At 66.7% G+C, this 24,922-nt stretch carries 23 protein-coding genes; 12 read left to right on the top strand and 11 right to left on the bottom strand.

The window, feature by feature from the left end:
* Positions 1 to 3: 3 nt before the first annotated feature.
* Both MKP08_RS07165 and MKP08_RS07160 read right to left on the bottom strand, forming a co-directional pair.
* On the bottom strand, positions 4 to 1,020 hold the full coding sequence (locus MKP08_RS07165) for a cysteine synthase A (protein ID WP_241553197.1): 1,017 nt from the start codon (positions 1,018 to 1,020) through the stop codon (positions 4 to 6).
* A 100-nt stretch (positions 1,021 to 1,120) separates the two neighbouring features.
* Positions 1,121 to 1,438 carry a 2Fe-2S iron-sulfur cluster-binding protein gene (locus tag MKP08_RS07160; protein ID WP_241553196.1) on the bottom strand — a complete coding sequence of 106 codons (318 nt, stop codon included), beginning with the start codon at positions 1,436 to 1,438 and terminating at the stop codon, positions 1,121 to 1,123.
* Positions 1,439 to 1,535: 97 nt separating this feature from the next.
* Here MKP08_RS07160 and MKP08_RS07155 point away from each other — a divergent pair, with 97 nt between their 5' ends.
* From MKP08_RS07155 to MKP08_RS07145, 3 genes are all read left to right on the top strand, one after another.
* Positions 1,536 to 2,153, top strand: coding sequence for a DNA-3-methyladenine glycosylase (locus MKP08_RS07155; protein WP_241553195.1), 618 nt, complete (start codon positions 1,536 to 1,538; stop codon positions 2,151 to 2,153).
* An 88-nt stretch (positions 2,154 to 2,241) separates the two neighbouring features.
* Positions 2,242 to 4,323: an alpha/beta fold hydrolase gene (locus tag MKP08_RS07150; protein WP_373418075.1), complete on the top strand. Its 2,082-nt coding sequence runs from the start codon at positions 2,242 to 2,244 to the stop codon at positions 4,321 to 4,323.
* Positions 4,324 to 4,396: 73 nt separating this feature from the next.
* Positions 4,397 to 5,206 (top strand): SDR family oxidoreductase, encoded by an 810-nt coding sequence (locus tag MKP08_RS07145; RefSeq protein ID WP_241553194.1) that lies wholly within the window; start codon positions 4,397 to 4,399, stop codon positions 5,204 to 5,206.
* Between the two features lie 23 nt (positions 5,207 to 5,229).
* On the opposite strand, the gene MKP08_RS07140 is transcribed toward MKP08_RS07145, so the two are convergent.
* Positions 5,230 to 5,520, bottom strand: a complete 291-nt coding sequence (locus tag MKP08_RS07140; protein WP_215228781.1) for a 4a-hydroxytetrahydrobiopterin dehydratase — start codon at positions 5,518 to 5,520, stop codon at positions 5,230 to 5,232.
* 62 nt (positions 5,521 to 5,582) lie between these two features.
* Between MKP08_RS07140 and ccmA the strand changes: the two genes are divergently transcribed.
* Both ccmA and MKP08_RS07130 read left to right on the top strand, forming a co-directional pair.
* On the top strand, positions 5,583 to 6,191 hold the full coding sequence (ccmA, locus tag MKP08_RS07135; protein ID WP_241553193.1) for a heme ABC exporter ATP-binding protein CcmA: 609 nt from the start codon (positions 5,583 to 5,585) through the stop codon (positions 6,189 to 6,191).
* A gap of 5 nt (positions 6,192 to 6,196) precedes the next feature.
* Positions 6,197 to 6,850, top strand: coding sequence for a heme exporter protein CcmB (locus MKP08_RS07130; protein ID WP_241555555.1), 654 nt, complete (start codon positions 6,197 to 6,199; stop codon positions 6,848 to 6,850).
* A 206-nt stretch (positions 6,851 to 7,056) separates the two neighbouring features.
* Here MKP08_RS07130 and map read toward each other — a convergent pair whose 3' ends face one another.
* Positions 7,057 to 7,884 carry a type I methionyl aminopeptidase gene (gene map, locus MKP08_RS07125; RefSeq protein WP_241553192.1) on the bottom strand — a complete coding sequence of 276 codons (828 nt, stop codon included), beginning with the start codon at positions 7,882 to 7,884 and terminating at the stop codon, positions 7,057 to 7,059.
* Positions 7,885 to 7,922: 38 nt separating this feature from the next.
* Entirely contained in the window at positions 7,923 to 8,750 is an 828-nt protein-coding gene (locus MKP08_RS07120) for a DUF4163 domain-containing protein (RefSeq protein ID WP_241555488.1), read from the bottom strand.
* Positions 8,751 to 8,840: 90 nt separating this feature from the next.
* On the opposite strand from MKP08_RS07120, the gene MKP08_RS07115 reads away from it, so the two are divergent.
* The 5 genes from MKP08_RS07115 to glnA all read left to right on the top strand — a co-directional run bounded on the left by MKP08_RS07115 (position 8,841) and on the right by glnA (position 13,628).
* Positions 8,841 to 10,238: a M17 family metallopeptidase gene (locus tag MKP08_RS07115; RefSeq protein WP_241555487.1), complete on the top strand. Its 1,398-nt coding sequence runs from the start codon at positions 8,841 to 8,843 to the stop codon at positions 10,236 to 10,238.
* A gap of 85 nt (positions 10,239 to 10,323) precedes the next feature.
* Positions 10,324 to 10,674 (top strand): hypothetical protein, encoded by a 351-nt coding sequence (locus MKP08_RS07110; protein WP_241555486.1) that lies wholly within the window; start codon positions 10,324 to 10,326, stop codon positions 10,672 to 10,674.
* Entirely contained in the window at positions 10,674 to 11,612 is a 939-nt protein-coding gene (gene argC, locus MKP08_RS07105) for an N-acetyl-gamma-glutamyl-phosphate reductase (RefSeq protein ID WP_241555485.1), read from the top strand. The genes MKP08_RS07110 and argC overlap by 1 nt, the downstream gene beginning before the upstream one ends.
* Before the next feature lie 218 nt (positions 11,613 to 11,830).
* Positions 11,831 to 12,169, top strand: coding sequence for a P-II family nitrogen regulator (locus MKP08_RS07100; RefSeq protein WP_241555484.1), 339 nt, complete (start codon positions 11,831 to 11,833; stop codon positions 12,167 to 12,169).
* A gap of 49 nt (positions 12,170 to 12,218) precedes the next feature.
* On the top strand, positions 12,219 to 13,628 hold the full coding sequence (glnA, locus tag MKP08_RS07095) for a type I glutamate--ammonia ligase (protein WP_241555483.1): 1,410 nt from the start codon (positions 12,219 to 12,221) through the stop codon (positions 13,626 to 13,628).
* A gap of 80 nt (positions 13,629 to 13,708) precedes the next feature.
* On the opposite strand, the gene MKP08_RS07090 is transcribed toward glnA, so the two are convergent.
* Together MKP08_RS07090 and MKP08_RS07085 are read right to left on the bottom strand one after the other, a co-directional pair.
* Positions 13,709 to 14,365, bottom strand: coding sequence for a hypothetical protein (locus MKP08_RS07090; protein WP_241555482.1), 657 nt, complete (start codon positions 14,363 to 14,365; stop codon positions 13,709 to 13,711).
* A complete protein-coding gene (locus tag MKP08_RS07085; RefSeq protein WP_241555481.1) occupies positions 14,352 to 14,567 on the bottom strand; it encodes a helix-turn-helix transcriptional regulator in 216 nt (71 codons plus the stop codon). Before MKP08_RS07085 ends, MKP08_RS07090 begins: the two co-directional genes overlap by 14 nt.
* Before the next feature lie 501 nt (positions 14,568 to 15,068).
* Between MKP08_RS07085 and MKP08_RS07080 the strand changes: the two genes are divergently transcribed.
* On the top strand, positions 15,069 to 15,716 hold the full coding sequence (locus tag MKP08_RS07080; protein WP_256970022.1) for a hypothetical protein: 648 nt from the start codon (positions 15,069 to 15,071) through the stop codon (positions 15,714 to 15,716).
* Complete coding sequence (locus MKP08_RS07075) at positions 15,713 to 16,297, top strand: fasciclin domain-containing protein (protein ID WP_241555479.1); 585 nt, start codon at positions 15,713 to 15,715, stop codon at positions 16,295 to 16,297. Before MKP08_RS07080 ends, MKP08_RS07075 begins: the two co-directional genes overlap by 4 nt.
* Here the strand turns inward: MKP08_RS07075 and MKP08_RS07070 are convergent.
* From MKP08_RS07070 to MKP08_RS07055, 4 genes are all read right to left on the bottom strand, one after another.
* Entirely contained in the window at positions 16,294 to 20,508 is a 4,215-nt protein-coding gene (locus tag MKP08_RS07070) for a translocation/assembly module TamB domain-containing protein (protein ID WP_241555478.1), read from the bottom strand. The genes MKP08_RS07075 and MKP08_RS07070 overlap by 4 nt on opposite strands.
* Positions 20,508 to 22,421, bottom strand: coding sequence for an autotransporter assembly complex family protein (locus MKP08_RS07065; protein WP_241555477.1), 1,914 nt, complete (start codon positions 22,419 to 22,421; stop codon positions 20,508 to 20,510). The genes MKP08_RS07070 and MKP08_RS07065 overlap by 1 nt, the downstream gene beginning before the upstream one ends.
* A 238-nt stretch (positions 22,422 to 22,659) precedes the next feature.
* Positions 22,660 to 23,457: an arginyltransferase gene (locus tag MKP08_RS07060; protein ID WP_241555476.1), complete on the bottom strand. Its 798-nt coding sequence runs from the start codon at positions 23,455 to 23,457 to the stop codon at positions 22,660 to 22,662.
* Between the two features lie 149 nt (positions 23,458 to 23,606).
* Positions 23,607 to 24,857 carry a threonine ammonia-lyase gene (locus MKP08_RS07055; protein WP_241555475.1) on the bottom strand — a complete coding sequence of 417 codons (1,251 nt, stop codon included), beginning with the start codon at positions 24,855 to 24,857 and terminating at the stop codon, positions 23,607 to 23,609.
* Between the last annotated feature and the right edge of the window lie 65 nt (positions 24,858 to 24,922).

Below are 24,922 nucleotides of genomic sequence, written 5' to 3'. Positions count from 1 at the left end.
CCGTCATTCCTGCCCCTGCAACCAGTCGGGCACCGGCAGGTCCTTCGACCGCAGCCAGTCCGCGTCGTACAGCGTGGAAAGATAGCGGAATCCGGTATCGCACAGGATGGTGGCGACGCGCGGCGCCTCGCGCCCCTGTTCGACCAACATCTTGCCCAAAGCGACCGCGCCCGCGACATTGACCCCGCTCGACAGGCCCAGGCACAGCCCCTCCTCGCGCAGGAGCCGGGCGACCCATGCCAGGCCTTCCTCGTCCGAAATGCGGAACTGCGTGTCGATCGGCGCACCTTCGAGATTGCCGGTAATCCGGCCCTGCCCGATCCCTTCCGCGACGGACGATCCCTCCGCCTCCAGCTCGCCATGCGCGTAATAATTGTAGAGCGCCGCGCCATGAGGATCGGTCAGCGCGATCACGCAATCCTCGTCGTAGCTTTTCAGCCCCATCCCCGTGCCCGCGATCGTGCCGCCGGTGCCCGCCGCACAAGTGAAGCCGTCGATCCGCCCGTCCAGCTGTTCCCACAGCTCCTTCGCCGTACCCTCGATATGCGCCTTGCGATTGGCGGTGTTGTCGAACTGGTTGGCCCACACCGCACCTTCGGTCTCTTCCGCCAGGCGGCGCGAGGTGTGCACGAAATGGCCCGGATTGGCGTATTTGGTCGGTGGCACCAGCACCAGCTCGGCCCCCAGCGCGCGCAGCGTGTCCATCTTCTCCCGGCTCTGGTTTTCCGGCATCACGATGATTGTGCGGTATCCGCGCGCATTGGCGACCAGCGCCAGGCCGATGCCGGTATTGCCCGCGGTCCCTTCCACCACCGTGCCGCCGGGCTTCAGCAGACCCTTCTCTTCCGCGTCGCGGACGATGAAGAGCGCCGCCCGGTCCTTTACCGAGGCGCCGGGATTGGTGAATTCGCATTTGCCGAAGATGTCGCAGCCCGCGGCCTCGCTGGGTCCGGCCAGGCGAACCAGCGGTGTGTTGCCGATCAGCGAGAGCGTGTCGGCAGTCGTCATATGTGTCGTCATGCCATCCGCGCGTAAGCGGACGGTATTCGCGCGGCAAGGCAGATGCGCTTGCCGCCCTGCATCCTGAACTTCGCTGCCCGAAGGGACAGCGGGTGCGGGATCAGTCCTCCGCCGCGATCGTGACCTTAAGCCCGTCGAGTTCGGGTTCGAAGGGGATCTGGCACGACAGGCGCGAATCCTCGTTGCGATGCTCGCTGCTCTCCAGCAGGTCGTCCTCGTCCTCGCCCAGCGGCGGCAGCTTGTCCTTGAACGCGGGATCGACATGGACGTGGCACGTCGCGCACGAGCAGCAGCCGCCGCACAGCGCCAGCAATTCGTCGAAGCCGTTGTCGCGGATCGCCTCCATCACGGTCAGCCCGTCGCCGACCTCGATCGTGCTTTCCTGGCCTTCGCGCGTGATCACCGTCAGTTTCGGCATGCTGTCATCCCACCTTTTACGTGCGGCCTTTCGGCCCGTTGGCGCGACTGCTAGACGCGCCGTTGCGTCAAGACAAGCGATGCACGGGGACGAACGAATGGGCCTCACCGCCGATCAGATAAGGAGCGGGCTGGATGCCATTGCGGCGGACGACCCGCGCATGGCGCGCGCGCTCGCCGTGGCGGGCTATCCCGAACCGCGCATTCGCGAACGCGGCTATCGCACCATGCTGCGCACCATCGTCGGCCAGCAGGTGAGCGTCGCGTCGGCCGACAGCGTCTGGCGCAAGCTGGAGGTGGAACTGGGCGAGGACATTCCGGCAGTCGATCTGCTGGGCCGCGATTTCGATGCGTTGCGCGCCTGCGGCCTGTCGCGCCAGAAACAGGGCTACGTCCGCTCGCTGTGCGAACTCGTCGAGGCGCGGGAGATCGATTTCGAGAACCTGCCCGCCGACGACGAGGAAGCGATCGCCCTGCTTACTCGGATCAAGGGGATCGGCCGCTGGTCGGCGGAAATCTACCTGCTCTTCGCGGAAGGTCGCCCCAATATCTGGCCCGCGGGCGATCTAGCGGTGCAGAAGGCGGTGGGCCGCATCGTGGGCCTGGACGAGGCACCGGGCGAGAAGGAAACCCGCGCCATCGGGGAGGACTGGCGCCCCCATCGCGGCGCGGCGGCGATCTTCACCTGGCACGCTTATTACGTGCCCACGCTCTGACGCCGCGTAGCTGCCATCTCGACATCGCGCCGCGCGAGGCGCATACTCCCGCGCGGGTCGGAACTTTGCATCGCGAAGGAGAGCGCGCGTGTCGATCGGACCCGTTATTCGCAAGACCTTGCTGGCCGGTATCGCGGTCGCGGCATTCCTTTCCACGCCGCAGGCCGCGCTGGCCGATCCTCACCAAACAGGACAATCGATGACCGCTGATACGCAGACCGCCCCGCTGATTCCGCGCGAGGCGCTGTTCGGAAACCCGACGCGTGCCGGGGCGCAGATCAGCCCGGACGGGAAATACATCTCGTGGCTGGCACCCCGCGACGGCACGCTCAATATCTGGCTGGCCCCGGCTGACGACCTCTCCGCGGCGAAGCCGATGACCGCCTCGACCGACCGGCCCATCCGCAGCTACTTCTGGGCACCCGACGGGCAGAGCCTGCTCTACGTGCAGGACAAGGGCGGCGACGAGAATTTCCTGCTCTACGGTGTGAACGTCGCCACGGGTAAGGAGACCACCCTCACCCCGTTCGAAAACACGCGGGTCCAGCTGGTCGGCGCGTCGGACACGATCAAGGACAAGGTGCTGGTCGGCCTCAACAACCGCGATCCGCAATTGCACGACGTCTACAGCCTCGATCTCAACACCGGCGAACTGACTGAGCTGATCGAGAACGACGGCGGCTATGCGGGCTTCATGGCCGACGACAATCTCGACGTCCGCCTCGCCCTGCGGCAGAACCCGGCGGGCGGGATGGATTTCTTCAAGGTGGAGGACAACGTCGTCGCGGACGAGCCATTCAGCTCGACCGATCTGGGCGACTCGCTGACGACCAGCCCCGCCGGCTTCACCCGCGACGGCCGGACCATGTACTGGTACGACAGCCGGGGGCGCAACACGGCGGCGCTGATGGCGATGGACATGGCGACCGGCGACACCCGCCTGGTGGCCGAGGACGACAAGGCCGACATCGGCGGCTCGATCCGCGACAAGGATACCGGAGAGATCGAGGCCTATTCGGTCAATTACCTCAAGACCGAATGGACCGCGCTCGACCCCGACGTGAAGGCGGCGCTCGATTTCCTGGGCAGCAAGCTGGAGGGCGAGTTCGGCGTCCAGTCGCGGACCGACGACGATCGCAAGTGGATCGTCGGCAACGACCCCGTAATCGGGCCGAGCGCGGCCTATCTCTACGATCGTGATGCCGGGACGTTGGAACAGCTCTACGTCTCGCGCCCGGAGCTGACCGGTACGCCGCTGCAGCCGATGCAGATGCTGGAGCTGACCAGTCGCGACGGACTGACCCTGCCCAGCTACCTAACCCTGCCGCCGGGCAGCGATGCCGACGGCGACGGCGTGCCCGACGCGCCGGTGCCGATGGTGCTGCTGGTGCATGGCGGGCCGTGGGCACGCGACGCCTACGGCTTCAATTCCTATCACCAGTGGCTCGCCAATCGCGGCTATGCGGTGATGAGCGTCAATTATCGCGGCTCGACCGGCTTCGGGAAGGAGTTCATCAACGCGGCCAATCTCGAATGGTCGAAGAAGATGCACGACGACCTGATCGACGCGGTGAACTGGGCGGTCGAGAAGGGTATCGCGCCCAAGGACAAGGTCGCGATCATGGGCGGGTCCTACGGCGGCTACGCCACGCTGGTCGGCCTGACCTATACGCCCGAAACCTTCGCCTGCGGCGTCGACATCGTCGGCCCGTCCAACCTCGAGACGCTGCTGTCCACAATTCCGCCCTACTGGAAGCCGATGGTGGCGCAGTTCCACGAGCGGATGGGCGATCCGTCCACGCCCGAAGGGCTCGCCGCGCTGAAGGCCGCGTCTCCGCTCTACAAGGCGGACCGGATCGTGCGCCCGCTGCTGATCGGCCAGGGCGCGAACGATCCGCGCGTGAATCAGGCGGAAAGCGACCAGATCGTGGAGGCGATGAAGGCGAAGGACATTCCCGTAACCTACGTCCTGTTCCCCGACGAGGGGCATGGCTTCGCCAAGCCGACCAACAACATCGCCTTCAACGCGGTGACCGAGAATTTCCTCGCCAGCTGCCTCGGCGGTCGGGCCGAACCGGTCGGAGACACGATGGAGGCATCGACCGCGCAGATCGTCGACGGCGCCGAATACGTGAAGGGCCTAGACACCGGTGACAATGTTGGAGGATAAGGATTACGCCTCCCGACGTCGCTGGCAAGCCGGCACCGACGGTGGCAGAGCGCGGTCGCGTTAGGAGATGGCCATGCACCCTCGCAAATCCATTTTCATTACGGGCGGAGCGTCGGGGATCGGGCGCGCCATCGCCATGCGCTTCGGGCGCGAAGGCTGGTGCGTCGGACTAGGCGATATAGACCGGCCGGGCATGGACCAGACCTGTCGCCTGATCGGGCACGACTACATCTTCTGCTACGATCTGGATGTGCGCGACCGCGCGGCGTGGGACGAGGCGCTCGATCAATTCTCGGACGTCGCGGAAGGCCGCATCGACGTGGTCGTCAACAATGCCGGAATTCCGCTAGGCGGCATGATCGAGGAGATGACGGTCGAAGAGATCGAGCTGTGCTTCGACGTCAATCTGAAAGGCGTGTTCTTCGGCGCGCAGGCAGCGCTGCCGCATCTGCGCAAGGTCGGATCCGGCTCGTGCCTGCTCAACACCTCCAGCGCTGCCGGGATCTACGGTTCGGCGGGCGCGTCGGTCTATTCCGCGACCAAGTTCGGCGTCCGTGCCCTGACCGAGGCGCTCGACGGCGAATGGGCGCAGTACGGGATCAAGGTTCGCGCCCTGATGCCCAGCTTCATCGACACGCCGCTGCTCGACCACGCCCCCCACGGTGGCGCGAACGAACAGATCCGCCAGCGGGTGCGCGGTGCCGGGCTAGAGATTACGCCGGTGCAGCAAGTCGCGGATGCGGCATGGCAAGCGGTTCACGGGGACAAGCTGCTATGGCCGGTGGGCGCGACCGCGCGCAAGCTGACGACAGCGGCCCGCTGGATGCCTGGTCGCCTGCGCAAGTTCGCGCGCAAAAGAGCGCAGGTGGCCGAGGGCATTTAACGCCCCGTTTCGACGCAAACCGATCAGGCGAGGCTGTCGATCGCCTTGGCCATCTTCACATCGCGGCGGGAGAGCCCGCCCGCATCGTGCGTGGTCAGTGTGATTTCCACCCGGTTGTAGACATTGCACCATTCGGGATGGTGATCGTGCTTTTCGGCCAGCAGCGCGACCCGGCTCATGAACGCCCATGCTTCGCCGAAATCGCCGAATTCGATGGTGCGGCAGATGGCGTCGCGATCTTCGCACGTGTTCCACTGCTTCAGAGCCGTCAGCCAGCTCTCGCGTTCCTCTTCGGTCAGTTTCTCGACGGCCATGGAATCTCCTCGCATTCGCCTTCGCTTGTCGCTGGGCGGGCAATCGCCTATCGCGCGCGGTCATGCAAGCGAGCGGGCTAACGGCAAGGGCGCTTTTCTGCCGCCGGGGCGACCGCCCGCTGTTCGGCGGCCTCGATCTGTGGCTGGAACGCGGGGCCGCGCTGCACCTCGTCGGGCCGAACGGGATCGGGAAAACCAGCCTTTTGCAAATCCTCGCCGGACTGCGGCGACCCGACCGGGCGGTGTCCCCTGATGGAGCGCGCGAAACACGCGGGAGCATCCACTGGACCGGCACGGTCGGCTTGCTGGACGAACGCCCCGCCCTCGATCCCGACCTACCGCTGGGCAAGGCGCTGGGCTTCTGGTCCCGGCTCGACCGGGCGCAACCGGCGCTGGACGCAGTCGGGCTGGCCCGAATTGCCGAAGTGCCCGTGCGCTATCTGTCGACCGGGCAGCGCAAGCGCGCCGGTTGGGCGCGGCTGCTGGCGCAAGGATGCGATCACTGGCTGCTCGACGAGCCCTTCAACGGGCTCGACAGCGACAGCCGCGCGATCGTGGAGGATCTGATGCGGCAACGGCGCGAGGGGGGCGGCGTGCTGGTCATCGCCTCGCACCAGCCCTTCGCCGGGGAAGCGATCGAACCGCTCGATCTGCGCGATCACCCCTGGTGAACGGGATGTTCGCCACCCTGCTGCGCCGCGATCTCGCGCTGCTCGCCCCCGGCGGCGCGCGCGGGGGCGCGGGGCTCGTCTTCGCTTTCTTCCTGGCGGTCGCGATCCTGTACCCGTTTGCGGTCGGCCCCGATGCCGCGCTGCTGCGCCGGACCGGACCCGCGATGTTGTGGATCGCCGCCCTCCTTGCCGCGATCCTGCCGCTCGATCGGCTGGTGGCGGCGGACCTGGAGGCAGGCGTCCTCGATCAGTTCACGCTGCGCGGCATCGGCGAGGAAACCGCGATGGCCAGCCGCCTGATCGCGCATTGGTGCGGCTTCGCCCCCGTCCTGTTGCTGGCCTGCCTGCCGGGGGCGGCACTGTTCGATCTCGACCGCGCGACGCTGGTCACAGTCCTGCTCGGCCTGCTTGCCGGGACGCCGGGGCTCGCCGCGATCGGGCTGGTCATCGCCGCGCTCATGGCGGGCCTGCGCGCGGGTGCCGCGCTGGCCGGGCTGCTGCTGTTGCCGCTGGCGGTGCCGATCCTGATCTTCGGTGCCGGCAGCCTGTCGACCGGTGGCGACAGTGGCATCGCGCTGGCCGGGGCGCTCAGCCTGGCGCTGTGCGCGATCGCACCCTTCGCCGCGGGCGCGGCGATCCGGGCTGCGCGGGAGGGCTAGCCGAGGGGCAGGTCCATGGGCGCGGACCGTTTCCTACTTTACGATGCGGGGATAGATAACGGGCGATGTCCACCGCGCCTCACCGATCGGATCGACGACCAGGCACGGCCCCCGATCGCAAGGCGGAATTTCGCACCCAGGACACTGTTCCAGGTGTTCCATCGTGTAGGACTTCGACGCAAGGAACGGCGCAAATGCGCCGATCGTCAGTAGGGCGGCTTGTGCCGTCCGGTCGGGCTCTCGGTAAAGATCTCGACCCCGTTCTCGGTTATCGCCAGCGAGTGCTCGAACTGGGCGGAAAGCGATTTGTCCCGCGTCACCGCGGTCCAGCCGTCGCCCAGCACCTTGGCCCATGGCTTGCCCAGATTGATCATCGGTTCGATGGTGAAGAACATTCCCGGCTTCAGCAGCGGGCCGGTGCCCGCCTCCGCCTGGTGGATGACTTCCGGGGCGTCGTGGAACAGGCGGCCGACGCCGTGGCCGCAGAACTCGCGCACCACCGAATAGCGGTGCGGCTTCGCATGCGCCGCGATCGCCGCGCCGATATCGCCCAGCCGCGCCCCCGGACGGCCCGCCGCCTCGATCCCCAGCATCAGGCATTCGTAGGTGACCTCGACCAGCTTCTTCGCCTTCAGCGAAGGTTCGCCCGCGAAGTACATCCGGCTGGTATCGCCGTGCCAGCCATCGAGCAGCGGGGTCACGTCGATATTGAGGATGTCGCCATCCTTCAGCGTCTTGTCGCCGGGGATGCCGTGACAGATCACGTGATTGATCGAGATGCAGCTGGAATGGGTATAGCCGCGATAGCCCAGCGTCGCCGGAACCGCCCCGCCATCCAGCATCATCTCGCGAATCGCGGTATCCAGGCTCTCGGTCGTGACGCCCGGGCGGACCAGATCGGGCACTTCGTCCAGGATCCGCGCAGCGAGCTGGCCCGCCTTGCGCATGCCCTCGAACCCTTCCGGTCCGTGGAGCTTGATCGTGCCGTCGCGCTGAACGTCGTCTTCGTCGGTGATGGTCTGATACTGGGTCATGCCCACCATTTAGCGCGGACGGAGGCGAATTGCGAGCCTCAGCCGCCGAACGCCTTGCGGTATTCGGGCTTCACCGCCTCGCGCACCGCGGCATCCACTGCCACCGGTATCTCGTATGCCCCCTCCACATAAGGGCCCGCCACGTAGGGGCCGGCATACATGACGATAGTATCGAACACCTTGCCCTTCGCCTTCACCTCGATCGCCAGGTCGGACATCGGCGGGCACTGGTCGAACTCGTCGATTGTCGGGTTGTCCGCCGCCTCGCTCGCTTCCTCGGTCGGGCCGCGCCGCTTCGCCCGCTCGGCGTCGAGCTTCTCGCAGAACCGCTCCTCCACCGCGTCGTACAGCGCCTCGGGCGAGGTAAAGAGAGTAAGCGGCTGGACCGTCCGCTTCGCATCGCGATCCCACAGGACGGGATCGATGCCGTAGATGCCGTGCGCCCCGCCCGAATAGCTGCTGACATCGGCGACCAGGCTGATCCATTCCGGCGTGCGCCCGATCACCTTCCACTCGGTGTTCTGCGAATAGGCGTTGTAGGGAAAGCCGTTCTCGCGCGCGTCCTGCCGCGCCTGCTTCGCCAGCTTCGCCAAGCCCTGCTCCCCCTCGCGCGCCCGCGCATCCAGCAGCTGGGCGAGTTCGGGCACCGCACCCACCGCCGCGGGGTAGCTGTACTGGAAGCTGTAGAGATCGTTCTCCACCTTGATGTCGCGCGCGCCGCCATCGGCTTCTGCTCCGGCGGACGCGGTGGCCACCGCGTCGCTGGTCTGCTGCACCCCTAGATCGTCGCCCATGTCGCTGGCCGGCGTGCATTCGGAGAGGGCGAGCGCGAGCAGCATTGCCGGCGCGGCCAGTCTGACGATCATCGCGGCTTCCTTCCCTTGTGTCATCCGGCGCGGCGGCCAAGGATGGATTGCACCCTTGGCATGCGCCCTCGATCGCTCCATGTGCCTTACATGACCGATACGCCATTGATCCAGCCCGATCGCGGGCAAGACGCCATTTCGATCCATCTCGTTAACAAGGACGGGTTCGAAGACTGGGCTTCCACCCTCAGCGCCGCCCAGCGCGCCACGCTGCGCGCGCAGCGCTTCGACGGGTCGGGATACCAGACCGCAATCGTCCCGGGCGGCTCGGCCGAACCGGAGGAATGGTTCGCGGTCGGTGGCGTGGCCGATCCCGACGGCCTGTCGAGCTGGTGCCTGGCGAAGCTCGCCGAGACGCTGCCCGCTGGAACCTATCGCCTGGCGAAGGGAGAGCCCGGCCCCGCCCTGCATGGCTGGCAGACCGCGCAATATGCCTTCACCCGCTACCGGAAGCCGGACAACGCGGTCGGCCCGCGCATCCTGCTGACGAAGAACGCCAAAGCCGTTGAACCCGCCATCGCGGAAGCCAATGCGGTGTGCCGCGTGCGCCGCCTGGTCGACACGCCGGCCGAGGATATGGGGCCCGCCGGGCTGGAGGCGGAGTGCGAAGCCCTCGCCAAGGAACACGGGGCGAAGCTTTCCGTCACCCGCGGCGATTCGCTGGAACAGGACTATCCCATGGTCCACGCCGTCGGCCGCGCGGCTGCGCGCCATCACGCACCGCGCATCATGCACCTGTCGTGGGGCAAGGAGGGCGATCCGGTCGTCGCGCTGGTCGGCAAGGGGGTGTGCTTCGATTCCGGCGGGCTGGACGTGAAGTCGGCCTCCGGCATGCTCATCATGAAGAAGGATATGGGCGGCGCGGCGCACGCGATCGCGCTGGCGGACCTCGTCATGCGCGCAGGGTTGCCGGTGCGGTTGCACCTGTTCGTTCCGGCAGTGGAGAACGCCATTTCCGGCAACAGCTTCCGGCCGGGCGATGTCCTGCGCAGCCGCAAGGGGCTGAGCGTCGAGATCGGCAATACCGATGCCGAAGGGCGCCTGATCCTGGGCGACGCGCTCACCCGCGCGAGCGAGGAGAACCCGGAACTGCTGATCGATTTCGCGACCCTGACGGGTGCCGCGCGCGTAGCGCTGGGGCCGGATTACCCGGCGCTGATGACCCGGCGCGAGGAAACCGCGGCGGAGCTGATCCGGGCGGGCAAGGCACATGACGACGAGCCCTGGCCATTGCCGCTGCCCGCGGCCTATGCCGACTATCTCAACTCCGACATCGCCGACACCTCGAACGCGCATACCAACGGGTTCGCCGGTGCCAGCATTGCGGGCCTGTTCCTCGACAAGTTCGTGGGCGACGGCATCGACTGGGCGCATTTCGATACCTATGCATGGCGCCCCTCGCCCAAGCCCGGCCGGCCCAAGGGCGGCGAGGCGCTGGGCTTGCGGGCGGCGTGGCACATGCTGCGCGCGCGCTACGCCGACGCTTGAACCGACTGCCCCTCCCCCGGGCGCTTGTCGCTTGCCCCCCGGCCCGCTAAGCGCGGCGCGCAGGCACGAAAGGTCGAAAGTTTCAGTGAACGGCAGCGAAGGCAATCTGACGGATTACTCCCCACCAGCGGGTCAGGTCGGCCTGACCGGACCGGTGGCGGTGCCCGAAAGCGGAACTCTGCCGGTCCGCGGCGACCTGGCGCATATCGCGCTGGCCGAACGCTATCTCGTCGCCGCCTATGCCATCCCCGTGCGGATGACCGTCCGCGAGGGCGCGGCCACCCTGTATGCCGCGCGCGACGATCGTTCGGACACCGTCGCCGAATTGGCGGAAGGTTCGGCGTTCGAGGCGCTCGACGTGACCGAGAGCTGGGTCTGGGGCTGCGTCGCCCCGACCGGGCCGAGCGGCTATGTGCGGCGTTCGGCGCTCGCCTGATGGCGCATTCGGTTTTCATCGACGGGGGCGAGGGAACCACCGGGATCGAAATCCGGGAGCGTCTGAGCGGACGCGACGAATTCGAATTGGTGGTGCTGGCGGAAGATCGGCGCAAGGATGCTGCCGCGCGCCGGGACGCGCTGAACGCGGCCGATTTCGCGATCCTGTGCCTTCCAGACGAGCCCGCGCGCGAAGCGGTGGCGATGATCGATCCGGCAAGCGCGGTGCGGGTTATCGACGCATCCAGCGCCCATCGGGTCTCGGATGGCTGGACCTACGGCTTTCCCGAACTGGTCGGCCGCGATGCGGTCGCCCGGGCAACCCGCGTCGGCAATCCTGGATGCTATCCGACCGGCTTCCTTGCGCTCGTGGCACCACTGGTCCGGGCCGGGCTGCTGCCGGCGGACTGGCCCTTCACCATGAACGCGGTGAGCGGCTATTCCGGCGGGGGCAAGGCGCTGGTCAAGCGCTTCGAAGAGGAGCCCGGCATTGCGTGGCGCGGCTATGGCTACAGCCTGTCGCACAAGCATCAGCCGGAAATGAAGCGCCATGCGGGGCTGGCCCACGATGTCATCTTCGCGCCCGCGGTCGTCCCCGCCTATCGCGGCATGGTGGTGGAGGTGCCGTTGCATCTGGGCGCGATGGATACGGAGCCGACGCCCGCCCGGCTGCGCGAGGCGCTGCGCGAATTCTACGCCGGTTCGCGCATCGTCGCCGTCGCCGACGACTTGGTGCCCGACGAACTGCTGCTGCGGCAAGGCGCGGCGCCCGACGACGGCATGACCCTTCACGTCTTCGGCAACGATGGCGGCTTCCACGCGCGCCTCGTCGCGCGGCTGGACAATCTCGGCAAGGGGGCCAGCGGCACCGCGATCCAGTCGCTCAATCTGATGGCCGGGCTTGACGAGACCACCGGCCTGCGCCTGCCCAATTGCTAGGCAGCCGCGCCCGCATGTTGTGCAGCGGCGGCGGATCACCGGCCCGCCCCCTTTCGCCCGCTTGCGGCTTCCCCTAGGCTGACAGCTCGAATCCCGGAGGCGCGAAGCTTGGCACGATTCTTGGATCGCACCTCGTCCCGGGAGATATTTCCGGACCGCCGGTCCGCGGGGCGCGTTGCCCTGCGCCTCCCGGCCGTTCATGCAAGAGGGCACCAGCGGTGAAAAAGATCGAAGCGATCATCAAGCCGTTCAAACTGGACGAGGTGAAGGAGGCGCTGCACGACGTGGGCGTTTCCGGGATCACCGTGACCGAGGCGAAGGGCTTCGGCCGGCAGAAGGGGCACACCGAACTCTATCGGGGCGCCGAATACGTCGTCGACTTCCTGCCCAAGGTGAAGCTGGAGGTGGTCGTGGCCGACGATGTCGCCGACCGCGTGGTGGAAGCGATCGCGAACACCGCCCAGACCGGCCGGATCGGCGACGGCAAGATTTTCGTCTCCACGATCGAGAGCGCGCTGCGCATCCGAACCGGAGAAACCGACAACGACGCGATCTGACCCGATCGCACACATCCGACCTATCGCTACCAAGAAGGGAAACAGCAGCATGGCTTCCGCAAAAGACGTCCTGAAGCAGATCAAGGAAAACGAGGTCGAATGGGTCGACCTGCGCTTCACCGATCCCAAGGGCAAATGGCAGCACCTGACCATGGTCGCCGGCATCCTGACCGAGGACGAGCTCGAAGACGGGCTGATGTTCGACGGCTCTTCCATCGCGGGCTGGAAGGTCATCAACGAAAGCGACATGATCCTGAAGCCCGACCTGAACCGGGTGTACATGGACCCGTTCAGCGCGACGCCGATGATGATCGTGTTCTGCGACATCGTGGAACCGAGCACCGGTGAATGGTACGCGCGCGACCCGCGCACCACCGCGAAGCGCGCCGAGGAATACCTCAAGTCCACCGGCATCGGCGACACCGTCTATGTCGGTCCGGAGGCCGAGTTCTTCATGTTCGACGACGTGAAGTTCGAGGATGGTTATGCCGGCTCGGGCTATCGCATCGACGATATCGAGCTGCCGACCAATTCCAGCCGCGATTACGAGGCGGGCAACATGGCGCACCGTCCGCGCGCCAAGGGCGGCTATTTCCCCGTCGCCCCGGTCGACAGCGCGGTCGATATCCGTGGCGAGATGGTTTCGACCATGATCGAGATGGGCCTGAACTGCGACAAGCACCACCACGAAGTGGCCGCCGCGCAGCACGAGCTGGGCCTGACGTTCTCCACGCTGGTGGAAACGGCCGACAACATGCAGATCTACAAGTATGTCGTGCACCAGGTCGCCCATGCCTACGGCAAGTCGGCGACTTTCATGCCCAAGCCGATCAAGGATGATAACGGGTCGGGCATGCACACCCACATGTCGATCTGGGACGATGGCAAACCGACCTTCGCGGGCAACGGCTATGCCGGGCTGTCGGACAACTGCCTGTATTACATCGGCGGCGTCATCAAGCATGCCAAGGCGCTGAACGCCTTCACCAACCCGACCACCAACAGCTACAAGCGGCTGGTGCCGGGCTTCGAAGCACCGGTGCTGCTAGCCTATTCGGCGCGCAACCGGTCGGCTTCGTGCCGCATCCCCTACGGCGCGGGCGACAAGGCGAAGCGCGTGGAGTTCCGCTTCCCCGATGCGATGGCCAACCCCTACCTCGCTTATGCGGCGCTGCTGATGGCGGGCCTGGACGGGATCCAGAACAAGATCCACCCGGGCGAGGCGATGGACAAGAACCTCTACGACCTGCCGCCCGCCGAACTGGCGGAGGTGCCGACGGTCTGCGCCAATCTGCGCGAAGCGCTGGAAAGCCTGGAGGCGGACCACGAGTTCCTGCTGAAGGGCGACGTGTTCACGAAGGACCAGATCGAGGCCTATATCGAGCTCAAGTTTGAAGACGTCCTGCGCTGGGAAACCACCCCCAGCTCGGTCGAGTTCGACATGTATTACAGCTCGTAATACCGGGCCTGCCGATACTGAAAAGGGGGCGCCGGAGTCGATCCGGCGCCCCCTTTTTCGTGCAACCCGCCAACCTCGGCTCAGCGCGGTTTCAGCAAGCCTCGGCCGGCACACACTCCGAACGCCGCAAGAAGCAGCACCGCCCACATCATGGTAAGCCAGTCGAGCGGAGCTGGAGCGTTGGCGAGGCCCAGATGTGCCATCAGGGTCCATGCGCCGCCGGTGAGCGCGATCAGATAGAATGCCAGCGCAGCGACTTCCCGTGAAATCGCGCGCATGAACTCATCCTGCCGCTTCGCCGTCCCCACCGATGTTATTACGAATATCAGCATGGCGATCGCGAACCCCGCCAGCGCGACGGGAGCGGCTATAGGACCCGCGGGCGCTGCCAGCGCCGCGATCATCAGCGCGATCCCCGCCGCCGTCGTGCCCGCCGAGGCGAAGGCCAGCTGGGCCCGTTGTTCGCGCAGTTCGTCGCTGTCCTCGACATTCAGGAAGCGGGCACCGAGGTTCGGGATGAACAGGCCAAAGCCGAGGGCCAGCCCGGTGACGATGTAGACGAGGGCGACCAGCCCGGCGACCTCCCCGCTTTTACCCAACTGGTCGAACGTCCCGTCGACGAGCGACAGGAAGAGGAACGACGAGAGCCCGCCGCATACGGCGCCTACCCCCAGCGATATTGCGAACTTGCGCCATTTGCGGACTTCCCCGCTGGTGCGATCTTCAATCTTCATCATCTTGCGGCTCCCAGTCGTCCTTGAAAAGATCCGGCACGCTCACGCCGAACAGCTTCGCCATGCGCAGCGCCAATGGCAGCGAGGGATCGTATTTGTCGGTTTCGACGGCGTTGATGGTCTGGCGCGAAACGCCCAGCCGGCGGGCCAGTTCTCCCTGGCTCCATCCCCGCCGCTCCCGCTGTTCCTTCAGCGTGTTACGCATCGGTCCACAATTCCTCCTGCCTGACAAGAGCTCTTTACTGACAAGAGTTCTTGACTGTCAAGAGCTCTTGTCAGACGAGGTTTACAAGTTCCGGAACCATCCCGCTCAAGGTCGCGTTGCGGAGTCAAAGGAGTCTAACAAATGCGAAGTTTGATCGCCGGTATCGCGCTTGTCGCGGTGGCGAGCGGGCTCGCGCAGGCGCGACCCGACCAGCAAGGTACAAAGCCCGCCGCTTCAAAAGCGGCCGATAAACCAGGAAATAATGCGCGCCCCTCACCCAAGGTGCGCGCGACTACCGGCAGTGAACGACCCGAAATTTCCCTCCCCGTCCCCAAGGTCGCCGAGACACAAAAAGAACGCGCAAAAGCCGCTGCCCGAAACGCACCCAAGGTCTCGGCCGGTGAAGGCGGTAAAGACACGGTCCGGGCCAGACCTCAGGACGTTCGCCAGCCCGCCGGGCGAACCCCATCACCCCCGTCCAGGCCATCGCCGGTTCGTCGGGTGGTAGCGACGCCAAAGCCGGCGAAGACCGCGTCGGTCGCATCGATGAAGGACATGCAACGCTTCGCGGCGCGGCAGCTCGCCCCGCTGAGGGGTTGCCCGCCGGGCCTCGCCAATAAAGAGAACGGCTGCATGGCCCCGGGTCTGCTTCAATCCGCGACGCGCCGGTTCTCTCCATCCCATTTCGGTATGCGCGCCCCCTCACAGGGCAGCTATTATCTGCGGGACGGTTATCTCGTCCGGCTCGATGCGCGGGACCGCATCTCCAGCTATATCCCGCTGCTGGGCGGCGCGCTGTCGATCGGGTCGATCTGGCCGCGAGCATACGGACCGGTCACCGTTCCGGACTATTATCGCAACTTCTACGACCTCGGCCCCGACAACAGCTATCGCTATGCCGACGACGTCATCTATCGGGTGGATCCCGCCAGCAAGGCGATCATAGCAGTCGCCGCGATCCTGACCGGCGACCGGGTATCGGTCGGCGACCGGCTACCGGCGGGTTACGACGTCTACAACGTCCCCCTGGGCTATCGCGACCGGTATGCCGACAGTGAGAACGCGAATTATCGCTACGGCGATGGCTACATCTATCGCGTCGATCCCCGGACCCAAGTGGTGAACGCGGTCATCGAGCTGCTGACATGAGAGCCTCGCGAAAACTGATTTGCGCTCTGTTCGCGGCGACCGGTTTGACGCTCACCGCGTGCGACAACGATAGAACAGCGACGCCGCCCGAGAGCCTGCCGACCGAAACGCTCGCCACGGCGGTGGCGAGCACCGCGGACCTGTCCGATTTCGCGACCATGGTGAACGAGGCGGAACTCGGGTCGGTTTTCGATGGGCGCGGCGTCTATACCGTGCTCGCCCCCGTCAATTCCGCCTTCGCCGACACGGAGGGCGGCCAGCCGAAAGATGGCGTGGAAAGTCGCCCTCTGCTGGTGGCGTCGATCCGGCAGCAAATCCTCCCCGGCTATATCACCCTTGAAGCCATCAGGCAGAGTATCGACCGCCACGGGGGCAAGATCCAGATGCGCACCCTGGGCGACACGCTCGTCACGTTCTCGCGCGAAGGCGAGGTTATTCAGGTCACCGGCGAATCGGGTCAGAGTGCTACGCTGACGGGAAATCCGACCCCGGCGACCAATGGCGCGATCCTGCCGATCGATGGGCTGATGGCGCTGGCGCCGGACGATGCGCCGCCCACCTCGCCGAACCCGCCAGCCTAGTAATCGTAGCTCGCCTCCGCAGCGACGCTGTTGCGCCCGATCGAGGAAATCGTCGCGAGGATAGACAGCCACCGCGTGATCCGGAATTCGACCGAGGTGGCGGTGTAGCCACGCCCATCGGTGATCAGCTCGACATAGAAACGGCGGCCGATATTCTTGCCCAGCGCCACGCCCGTGCCGCGATCGATCGTGGGATCGGCGCTGACGATGCGCAGCCGGTCGAGCCCGATCGCGGTGCGCAGCTGGTTGATCGGGTCCATCCCGCCCCCGCCGCGCAGCGATGCCAGCGCGGAGCCCAGCTGCAACGCATCCGTCGCCGACAGGCTGGTGATCGACCCGCCGAACAGGAGGCGCGCGAGGATTTCCTCCTCCGGCAGCGAAGGTGTGGAGGTGAAGGTGATCTCCGGCTGGGTCGCGCTGCCGGTGGCGGTCACGGTCACCGACAGACCGTTCTGCGTCGTCTCGGCGGCGATGTCGACCTGGGGATCGATCGGTCCGCTCTCGTCGAACCGGATCTGCCCCTTGGTCAGTTCGAACCGAGTGCCGGCGAAGCTGTATCCGCCGCTGACATACCGCGCGGAGCCGCCGAGGCGCGGTTCGTCGGTTGTGCCGCGCACGCGCAGATTGCCGCTCCATTCGCTGTCCAGCCCGAGCCCATCCACGTCGACGCGACCCGGCGCACGGGCATCGATGAGGTAGTTCCAGGGCACGCGCGCGCGGCGTGCCGGGGCGCGGTCGCTGGGTACGTTGACCTCTTTGGTCTCGATCTGGGGCAGGCGATAATCCTCCGCCGCCGTGCCCAGTTTCCAGCTCGCCCGGTTGACCAGCAGGCGTCCCGCAATGGTGCCGCCGATGCCGTTCGAGACGATGCGGATCGGCCCCGTCACCGTGGCGGTCAGCCCGTTGGCGTCGAACAGTCGCGCATTGCTGGCGGCGATCCTGAGATCGAGTTCCGGACCCACGCCCGCGCCCAGATTGGCGAGGTCGACCACCCCGCTGCCCGACACGCGCCCGCCATTCACTGCGGTGCCGCTGAAACGGTTGATCTGCAGGCGCGAGCCGCGGAAGGTGCCCTCCACCTTCGCGTTGCGGACATCGGTCCCCGACAGCGCGCTCTGCACGCGCAGATCGTCGCTCGCGAGCGATCCGCGTACCTCGGGCTGGGCCAGCGTGCCGGTGGCATCGGCGGCGAGGGAGACCGGGCCGGTGAAATCGAACGCGTCGACCGCGGCGAGGCGCCACAGCGCGGAGGCCGCGCCGCGATACCGCAATTGCGCGAACAGTTCGCCGGCGCGCAACCGCTCCGGCAGAGTTCCGTCTCTCGGCAGGTTGGCGATCCGCAACTGGAGGCGCCCGGATTGGCTCTGCGCGTCGTCGATAACGGCGCGCGCTTCCAGCCGGTCGGCGGTGAGGCGCGACACCAGCGCAAGGTTGATCGGCCGCGAGGTGAGGACCAGCCCCGCGCGGGTCAGCCCTTGCACCTTCACCTTGACGTCCGCGGTCGGCGGCCCGCCCGCTTGCGCGCGATAGTCGATCGTGCCGGACAGGTTCCCGCCGAGGCCCAGATCGGCCACGGCGACGTCGATCAGCGACAGCGGCATGTCTTCCAGCGCCAGCGACAGCTGCGTGTCGCCCCCGCCCAGCCTTCCGCTGGCAACCACGGCACCATCGCCATAGGTGATCTGCGTCGGGGCCAGGGTGTAGCCGCCCTCGGGTTGCCGGGTCAGGATGGCCCTGCGCGGCATGGTGATGGCTTGCCCGGCATAGGACCCGCGCGCGATGAGGGCGATCCGGTCACCGCCGAATTGCGCGTCGAATTGCAGCGCGAAGCGGCTGCCGCGCGCGCCCGCCACGGACCCCGTCACCTGCCCGATCCCGTTCGACACCTGCGCGCGTGCCGCGACCTGGCCCAGGAACAGCGTGCCCAGCCGCACGCCGCGCGCATAGACCGATCCCTCCAGGTCGGTGTTCGACCCGCCCAGCGTCCCGCTCGCATCGATATCCGCCCGGGCGATGTAGCTCGGCCCCAGCGCGGCGTTGCGCGCGGTAATCTTCGCGGCAAAGCCCTGCGCACCGTTGCGGGGCGCAAGGTCGATCGTGCCGTCCAGTCCGCCACCGGCGAGCGTGATGGTGCCGGCGACGCCACCATCGCCCAGCGTCAATCCGCCGCTGACCTGCGTTTGCGATAGCCGGAAGGTCTGGATGTCGATCCGCGCGGGCTCGCCGCTGGGCATTACGAGGCCCAGCGTGCCCTCGAAATCGCCGAGCAGCGATCCGCCCTGCGTATCGATGGTGAAGCCTTCCTTCGTGGGGGCAAGCGCCACGCGCACATCCTTCAGGCCCGCCGCGGGCAGCGGATCGGCGAATACCAGCGTCGCGGTCGGCCCGGCATCGGTCAGCGCCGCCTCGATCGTGAAGGGACCGTAATCGGCCGAGCGTCCGCGACCCGCGACGGTCGTGCGTCTGCCCCTGACCGTCCCGTCGAGCACGAGGTTTAGCTTCTGCGAATCGAGGCGGACCTGACGGAAGGTGACCGGTCCGGCGGCCGATAGCGAGACGCCGCCGCCGAAGGACAACTGCGGCCCGGCCAGATTGGCGATCGTGTCGTTCGTAACCCTGGGGACCTGACCGCGGAAATTGGCATCGAGCGTCCAGTTGCCATTGTCGGGCAGCGTGAAATCGATCGTCGCCGCCGCGTTGACGATCCCGACGGTCTCGAACGGCAGGCCGTTGACTGCCGCCGGGCCGCGCAGCCGGTAGGTGTTCGTCGCGAGATTGCCATCGAACGCCAGTTGCGCGCTCGCGCCCGGGAAGGCGAGGCGCAGCTGGCGCGAGCTCAGCCGGTTGCCGTCGAGCACCAGATCGCCCATCAGCCGACCGCTGATCAGGCGGGGATCGACGAACGCATTGCCGGTCTCGATCCGCCCGATCGCTGCGTCCAGCGGCAGGATCAGCCGCTTCCCGGTCCAGCGCGCCGTGCCCCTCTGCGTCAGGCTGGTGAGGGTCGCGGTGCCGATTTCCATGCGATCCACGGCCAAAGTGTGCTTCACGGCGAGATTGTCGAGCGAACCGTCTGCCACGCCTTCGAAGCGCCCGCCCCTGATGGCAACGCCCGATCCGAACAGCGCCGGGTCGCGTACATCGCCCTCCAGCCTCATCTTGCGGACCGCGCGGTTGAAGTAGTCGATCCCGCCCTGCCCGCGCAGGTCGAGGCCCCGCCCGCGAAGGTCGAAGGCTATCCCGGCGGCGGTGGTGTCCTCCACTAGCCGCCCCGCGGCGGTCACCAGAACCTGATCCCCCAAAGCGCGCTCCGGCAGCCCGGAAACCATTCCGGAGGCGTCCAGCCGCCCGTTGAGGAGGTAGAGATCGCCGCGCTTCGTCAGGGCGAAGCCGCCGATGGTCTCGCCCGCGCGGACCAGGCCGAGCTGGCCGTTCCACGCGTCCCACGCGCCGTCGCCGGTAATCCGCACGCGATAGGGCACCTTCGCCCCGGTCAGGCCCGCCATCAGACCGGTCGCGCTCGCGCGGTAATCGAGCGCGACCTTGTAGACATTGTCCTGCTTGCGCGAATCGAAGTCCACCGCGAACCGGTCGCCGCCGCTGCTGCTGCCGGTCGCCTTCACCACGGTCCGCCGGGGCAGCAGCTCCAGGGAGCCGGTCAGATCGACGCGATAGGCCTTGTCGGGCGATACCAGCCCCTTCGCCAGAATCAGGTCGTTCACGTCGAGATGACGGACATGGACGGCGAGGCCGCCCGGCTCCTGCGAACTCTTGCCCAGCGTCGGAAGGCGTTTCAGCACCGCGCCGTTCACCGTCAGCGCGTCGATATCCACGCCGTTGAAGAAGTAATTGTACGGCTTCCAGTTCAGGCGGGCGCTCTCGATGCGCATGAACTCGCCGTTCTCGTCCGACAGCACGACATCCTCCAGCCGCGCCGGGCCGAACAATCCGTAGATGTCGCCGCGGATATTGCCGATCGACACGCTGACGGTCTTGCTGATCTTCTGCTGCGCGATCTGCTCCGCGATGAAGCGCTTGCCGATCTGCGTGTTGAGCGAGGCGAGCGCCACGATCACCAGCACCACGAGGCCGATGATGCCCAGCGCGACGCCGCGCGCGAGCTTTCGGCCCCGTCCGGACCGGCGGCGGCCGGGCGCCGGCTCCGCTTCCGCGCCATCCTGCACGGGTGGTGGGGTCTCGGCTTCGTCCATCAGAAAGCCTGGCCCAGCGATACATAGACCGCGACGGGGCTGTCGTCGGGGCCGGGATTGATCGGCACGCCGACATCGAGCCGGATTGGCCCGAAGCCGGTGGCATAGCGCACGCCGACGCCCGCGCCGATCTTGACGCTATCGAAGTCAGGCACGGTGCTGGTGCTGACCGAGCCTGCATCGATGAAGGGAACGACGGACACCGCCCCGCCGAACAGCCCGGTCCTGATCCGGGCCTCGATCGCGCCCTCCACCACCGAACGCCCGCCGGTCGGATCGCCTTCCGCATCGCGCGGGCCGATGGTCCGATAGCCGTATCCGCGCACCGATCCGCCGCCGCCGGCATAATAGCGCCGCGACGGCGCGATATCGAACAGGTCCGCGCCGACGATCGAGCCATAGGCCGTGCGTCCCGCCACCACGATGCGGTCGTTGACGCTGTAGTAATAGGACGTGTCGAGCCGCCCGCGCAGGTAGAAGCTTTCCGCGCCATTGGTGCGCGAGACCTCGGGCGACAGCTTCAGCGCGACCCGGAACCCGTGTTCGGGATCGAGCAGATCGTCGCTGGTGTCGATCTGCGCGTAGAGCGGCAGGGCGGCGATCAGATAGGTCTGTCGCGGCTGGCTGGAATCCGCCGGGCGCTCGTCCGTCGCCACCAGTTCCAGCCCCGCGCTCCAGCTGAAGGGTTTCTGGAACAGCAGGTTGCTGACCTTGCCCAGCGTTCCCACCAGCGACACGGTGTTCGCGTCGAACGCCGGGTTGTTCAGCGTGCTGGCATAGGCGTCGATATTCAGGATGCGGTCGCGCTCGCCGAAATTGTTCTTGCGGAACGTCACGCCGAACAGCTGTTCCTGCGTCCCCGCGATACCACGTACGCGCAGCGCGCCTTCGGGCGGGAACAGGTTGCGATGCTCCCAGCTCGCCTCCAGCCGGATGCCGTCCTCGCTGCCGTAGCCGATCGCGCCCGCGATCGTGCGCAGCCGGGCCTTGCGCAGGCTCACGTCCAGATCGACCACCCCGGGCTCGTTCCCGCTAGGCGCTTCGACCTCGCGCGGGGTTACCGTGACGGAAGAGACGAGCCCGGTCGCGGTGATCGCGCGGCGCAGGTCGAGCTGCAGGCTGCGCTGATAGATGTCGCCGGGATCGAATCGCGCAATGTCCGCAAGATGGCGGCCCGACAGGAAATCGGGCTCTGAACTGGTGACCGCGCCGAACCGGTATTTCCCCATCGGACGCACCGCCATGGACAGGTCGCCGATCGTCTCCTCGTGGTCGATCAGCAGGCTGGGCGAATCGATCTCGGCAAAGGCATAACCCGCTTCGCCCAATGCGGTATCGAGATCGAACTGTTCATCGACTATGGCGTCGTTCGACAGCGGATCGCCCGACTGAATTTCGAACGCGGAACGCAGGTAGTCTCCATCCGGCGCGCTTGCCAGCTGGCCGAGGTCGATGCTGCCGAAGCGGTAGCGCGGCCCCGGCACGATATCGAAGCGCACCTGCGGCCGCGTGGCCTCGCCATCGGCGGCGGGAACGGCGCTGACCGTGCGCTGCACTTGGCTGTCGTAATAGCCGTAATTGCGTAGGATCTGGTCGAGCAGCTCGGTGTCCTTCTTCGCGCGCGCGGCCAGCTGCGCGATATTGGCATCCTTGCTGCCGTATTCCTCGATCGTGGACAGCGCCTTGTAGCGCTCGATGAATTCCTGGCGCAGCGGAAATGCGGTCTCGTCGGCGGGGAAAGCGAGCACCAGCTGATCGCTCAGCCTCTCTTCCACCAGCCCGGCGGCGAGATCCTCTCCCTCCAGCTCGGGGGCGGCGAACTGTGCGGCGTCCTCGTCGGGTTCGAGCCGTTCGAGCGGGGGCAACTCCAGCGTATCGGGCCATTCGACACCCATGTCGGGCAGCTCGGCCATGGGGCTGTCGGGGTCCAGCGAGCTCTCGATCGGTGCCTCGGCGTTGTCGATCGGCGTCGGCTCTTCGGGCGGGACCCCGTCGGCAGCCCATTGTTCGGGATCGGCGACCGCCTCGTCCGGAACCAGCTCCTTCAGCAGCTCGTCATCCGCCGACGCGGTCTGCGCCGCGAGTGGCAGGGGATGCGTTGCGAGGAGAAGGGCAATCAGCAGCGCGGCACGGCGGGACCGCGCGCGCGCTTCACCCGGCAGGGGCGTCGACCCGCTTTCCGGACGTGGCGGCGCGGATAAGCGTGTCCTGCTCTTCGGCGGACATGCGAGCCCATCCTTGCGGGCCGAGCCGTTCGAGGGGGCGATAGCGAATCTTGTAATCCATCCGGCCCGAACCCTGCACCCAGTAGCCGAGATAGACGTAGGGCAGTCCTTCTTCGGCGGCGCGCCGGATGTGATCGAGGATGATGAAATTGCCAAGACCCTGACGCTTCTCATTGTTCGAGTCGTAGAAGCTGTAGATCATCGACAACCCGTCCCGCTGCCGGTCGGTGAGGCAGGCCCCGATCAGTCGGCCAGCACCACCGTTGCCATCGGGTTCCCTATATTCGACCACATAGCTGGATACAGGCGTATGTTCCACCATATCCGCAAAGTCGGTTTCCTCCATTCCGGCCATGCCCCCTTCGGGGTGCCGCTGGGCGAGGTAGGAGCGCAGCAGGTCGTATTGCTCGCCGGTCGCCCAGGGTCGGCATTCGTTGACGATCAGGTCGGAATTGCGGCGCAGGACACGCCGCTGCGTCGCCGACGGGGCGAACTCGTTAGCCACCACCCGCACCGAAACGCAGGCCTGGCAATCCACGCAGCTGGGGCGATAGGCGACCGTCTGGCTGCGCCGGAAACCGATCCGCCCCAGCGCCTCGTTCAGCGCCTCCGCATGCGAACCGCGCAGTTCGGTGAACACCTTCCGCTCCGTCCGCCCCGAGATATAGGGGCACGGCGCGGGGCTGGTGACGAAGAAGCGCGGGAAACGTACGGGGGCGGTCACGTGCTGGTCAGCCTGTCCTTTGCGGGGCGGCGAGTCCGCACCCGGAGAAGGCGTGATATGGGGCAAGCGCGGAATTGATTAAAGGGAGTTAACCATGGAATGTGGGTAATTCGCCCACGAACCGGTCGCCCCGACCCGCAGCCTCCCCGTCAGGCCAGTTCCACCGGGTGCACCACGTAACCCTGCTCGCGCAGCTCCGCCACCAGCGCTTCGAGCTGGGTCCGGTCGCGGGCCTCGCACTCGATATCGGTGATCAGCCCCTTGGCCGGAAGGTTGGTGAAGATGCGCTGGTGATAGATCTCGATGATGTTCACATTGTGCGCGTCGAACAGGCGCATCACTCGGAACAGCGCGCCCGGCCGATCCTTCAGCGTTATCCGCAGCCGGGCCAGCCGACCCTGCCGCGCGAGATCGCGCAGCAGCACGTTGGCGAGCAGCCGCGAATCGATATTGCCGCCGCACAGCACCAGCCCGATCTTGCGCCCGGCGAAACGCTCCGGCTCGGCCAGGATCGCCGCCAGGCCCGCCGCCCCGGCACCTTCCACCACGGTCTTTTCGATCTGCAACAGCAGCGCGACCGCGTTTTCCAGCGCAGCTTCGTCCACCAGCAGGATTTCATCGACGTTCTTGGCAATTACCTGCGAGGTAAACTCGCCCGGAGCCTTGACCGCGATACCTTCGGCCAGCGTATCGCCGCCGCAATCCTCGTTCAGCCCCTTCACCCGCGAATGCATGGACGGATAGAGCGCCGATTCGACCCCGACGATCAGCATGTCGGGCTTCAGCGCGCGGGCGACGGTCGACATGCCCGACATCAGCCCGCCGCCACCGATCGGCGTGACGATGCAGTCGAGCTCCGGCGCATCCTCCAGCATTTCGAGCGCCACGGTGCCCGCCCCGGCCGCGACGTCCGGATCGTCGAAGGGATGGACGAAGGTCAGGCCGCGCTCCTGCTCCAGCTTGCGGGCATGGGCATTGGCTTCGTCGAAGGTCTCCCCCTCCAGCACGACATTGCCGCCGACGCTTTCGGTCTGCATCACCTTCACGACGGGCGTGGTGCGCGGCATCACGATGGTGACGGGAACGTTCAGCCGGGTGCCGTGATAGGAAAGCCCCTGGCTGTGATTGCCCGCGGAGGCCGCGATGACGCCGCGCTCGCGCTGCTTCTCGTCCAGCAGTAGCAATGCGTTCAGCGCGCCGCGCTCCTTGTAGGCGGCGGTGAACTGCTGATTCTCGAACTTGAGCCAGATGTCCGCGCCGGTGATCTGCGACAGCGTAATCGAATGCATGGTCGGCGTGCGGACCACCGCGCCCTCGATCCGCTTCGCGGCGGCGCGTACGTCATCTATCGTCAGCGCTTCCACGCCGGGCTGTGCGGTTTCGGGCTCGGATCTGCTCATTGCGCGGCCTTAGGATCATGCGCCGCTCGCTGCAAACGGCATTGGCACCGGCGCATGTGCAGGAT

It is taken from the genome of Erythrobacter sp. LQ02-29 (assembly GCF_022576075.2).
Lineage (GTDB): Bacteria > Pseudomonadota > Alphaproteobacteria > Sphingomonadales > Sphingomonadaceae > Alteriqipengyuania.
Note: the sequence above shows the minus strand (reverse complement) of the source record. Positions and strands in the feature narration are given on the sequence as shown.

Bases quoted from the DNA above. Each gene is read 5' to 3' on its own strand.
- MKP08_RS07165 (WP_241553197.1), bottom strand. From the start codon at position 1,020: ATGACGACACATATGACGACTGCCGACACGCTCTCGCTGATCGGCAAC.
- MKP08_RS07160 (WP_241553196.1), bottom strand. From the start codon at position 1,438: ATGCCGAAACTGACGGTGATCACGCGCGAAGGCCAGGAAAGCACGATC.
- MKP08_RS07155 (WP_241553195.1), top strand. From the start codon at position 1,536: ATGGGCCTCACCGCCGATCAGATAAGGAGCGGGCTGGATGCCATTGCG.
- MKP08_RS07145 (WP_241553194.1), top strand. From the start codon at position 4,397: ATGCACCCTCGCAAATCCATTTTCATTACGGGCGGAGCGTCGGGGATC.
- MKP08_RS07140 (WP_215228781.1), bottom strand. From the start codon at position 5,520: ATGGCCGTCGAGAAACTGACCGAAGAGGAACGCGAGAGCTGGCTGACG.
- ccmA (WP_241553193.1), top strand. From the start codon at position 5,583: ATGCAAGCGAGCGGGCTAACGGCAAGGGCGCTTTTCTGCCGCCGGGGC.
- MKP08_RS07130 (WP_241555555.1), top strand. From the start codon at position 6,197: ATGTTCGCCACCCTGCTGCGCCGCGATCTCGCGCTGCTCGCCCCCGGC.
- map (WP_241553192.1), bottom strand. From the start codon at position 7,884: ATGACCCAGTATCAGACCATCACCGACGAAGACGACGTTCAGCGCGAC.
- MKP08_RS07120 (WP_241555488.1), bottom strand. From the start codon at position 8,750: ATGATCGTCAGACTGGCCGCGCCGGCAATGCTGCTCGCGCTCGCCCTC.
- MKP08_RS07115 (WP_241555487.1), top strand. From the start codon at position 8,841: ATGACCGATACGCCATTGATCCAGCCCGATCGCGGGCAAGACGCCATT.
- argC (WP_241555485.1), top strand. From the start codon at position 10,674: ATGGCGCATTCGGTTTTCATCGACGGGGGCGAGGGAACCACCGGGATC.
- glnA (WP_241555483.1), top strand. From the start codon at position 12,219: ATGGCTTCCGCAAAAGACGTCCTGAAGCAGATCAAGGAAAACGAGGTC.
- MKP08_RS07090 (WP_241555482.1), bottom strand. From the start codon at position 14,365: ATGATGAAGATTGAAGATCGCACCAGCGGGGAAGTCCGCAAATGGCGC.
- MKP08_RS07085 (WP_241555481.1), bottom strand. From the start codon at position 14,567: ATGCGTAACACGCTGAAGGAACAGCGGGAGCGGCGGGGATGGAGCCAG.
- MKP08_RS07075 (WP_241555479.1), top strand. From the start codon at position 15,713: ATGAGAGCCTCGCGAAAACTGATTTGCGCTCTGTTCGCGGCGACCGGT.
- MKP08_RS07070 (WP_241555478.1), bottom strand. From the start codon at position 20,508: ATGGACGAAGCCGAGACCCCACCACCCGTGCAGGATGGCGCGGAAGCG.
- MKP08_RS07065 (WP_241555477.1), bottom strand. From the start codon at position 22,421: ATGGCCGAGCTGCCCGACATGGGTGTCGAATGGCCCGATACGCTGGAG.
- MKP08_RS07055 (WP_241555475.1), bottom strand. From the start codon at position 24,857: ATGAGCAGATCCGAGCCCGAAACCGCACAGCCCGGCGTGGAAGCGCTG.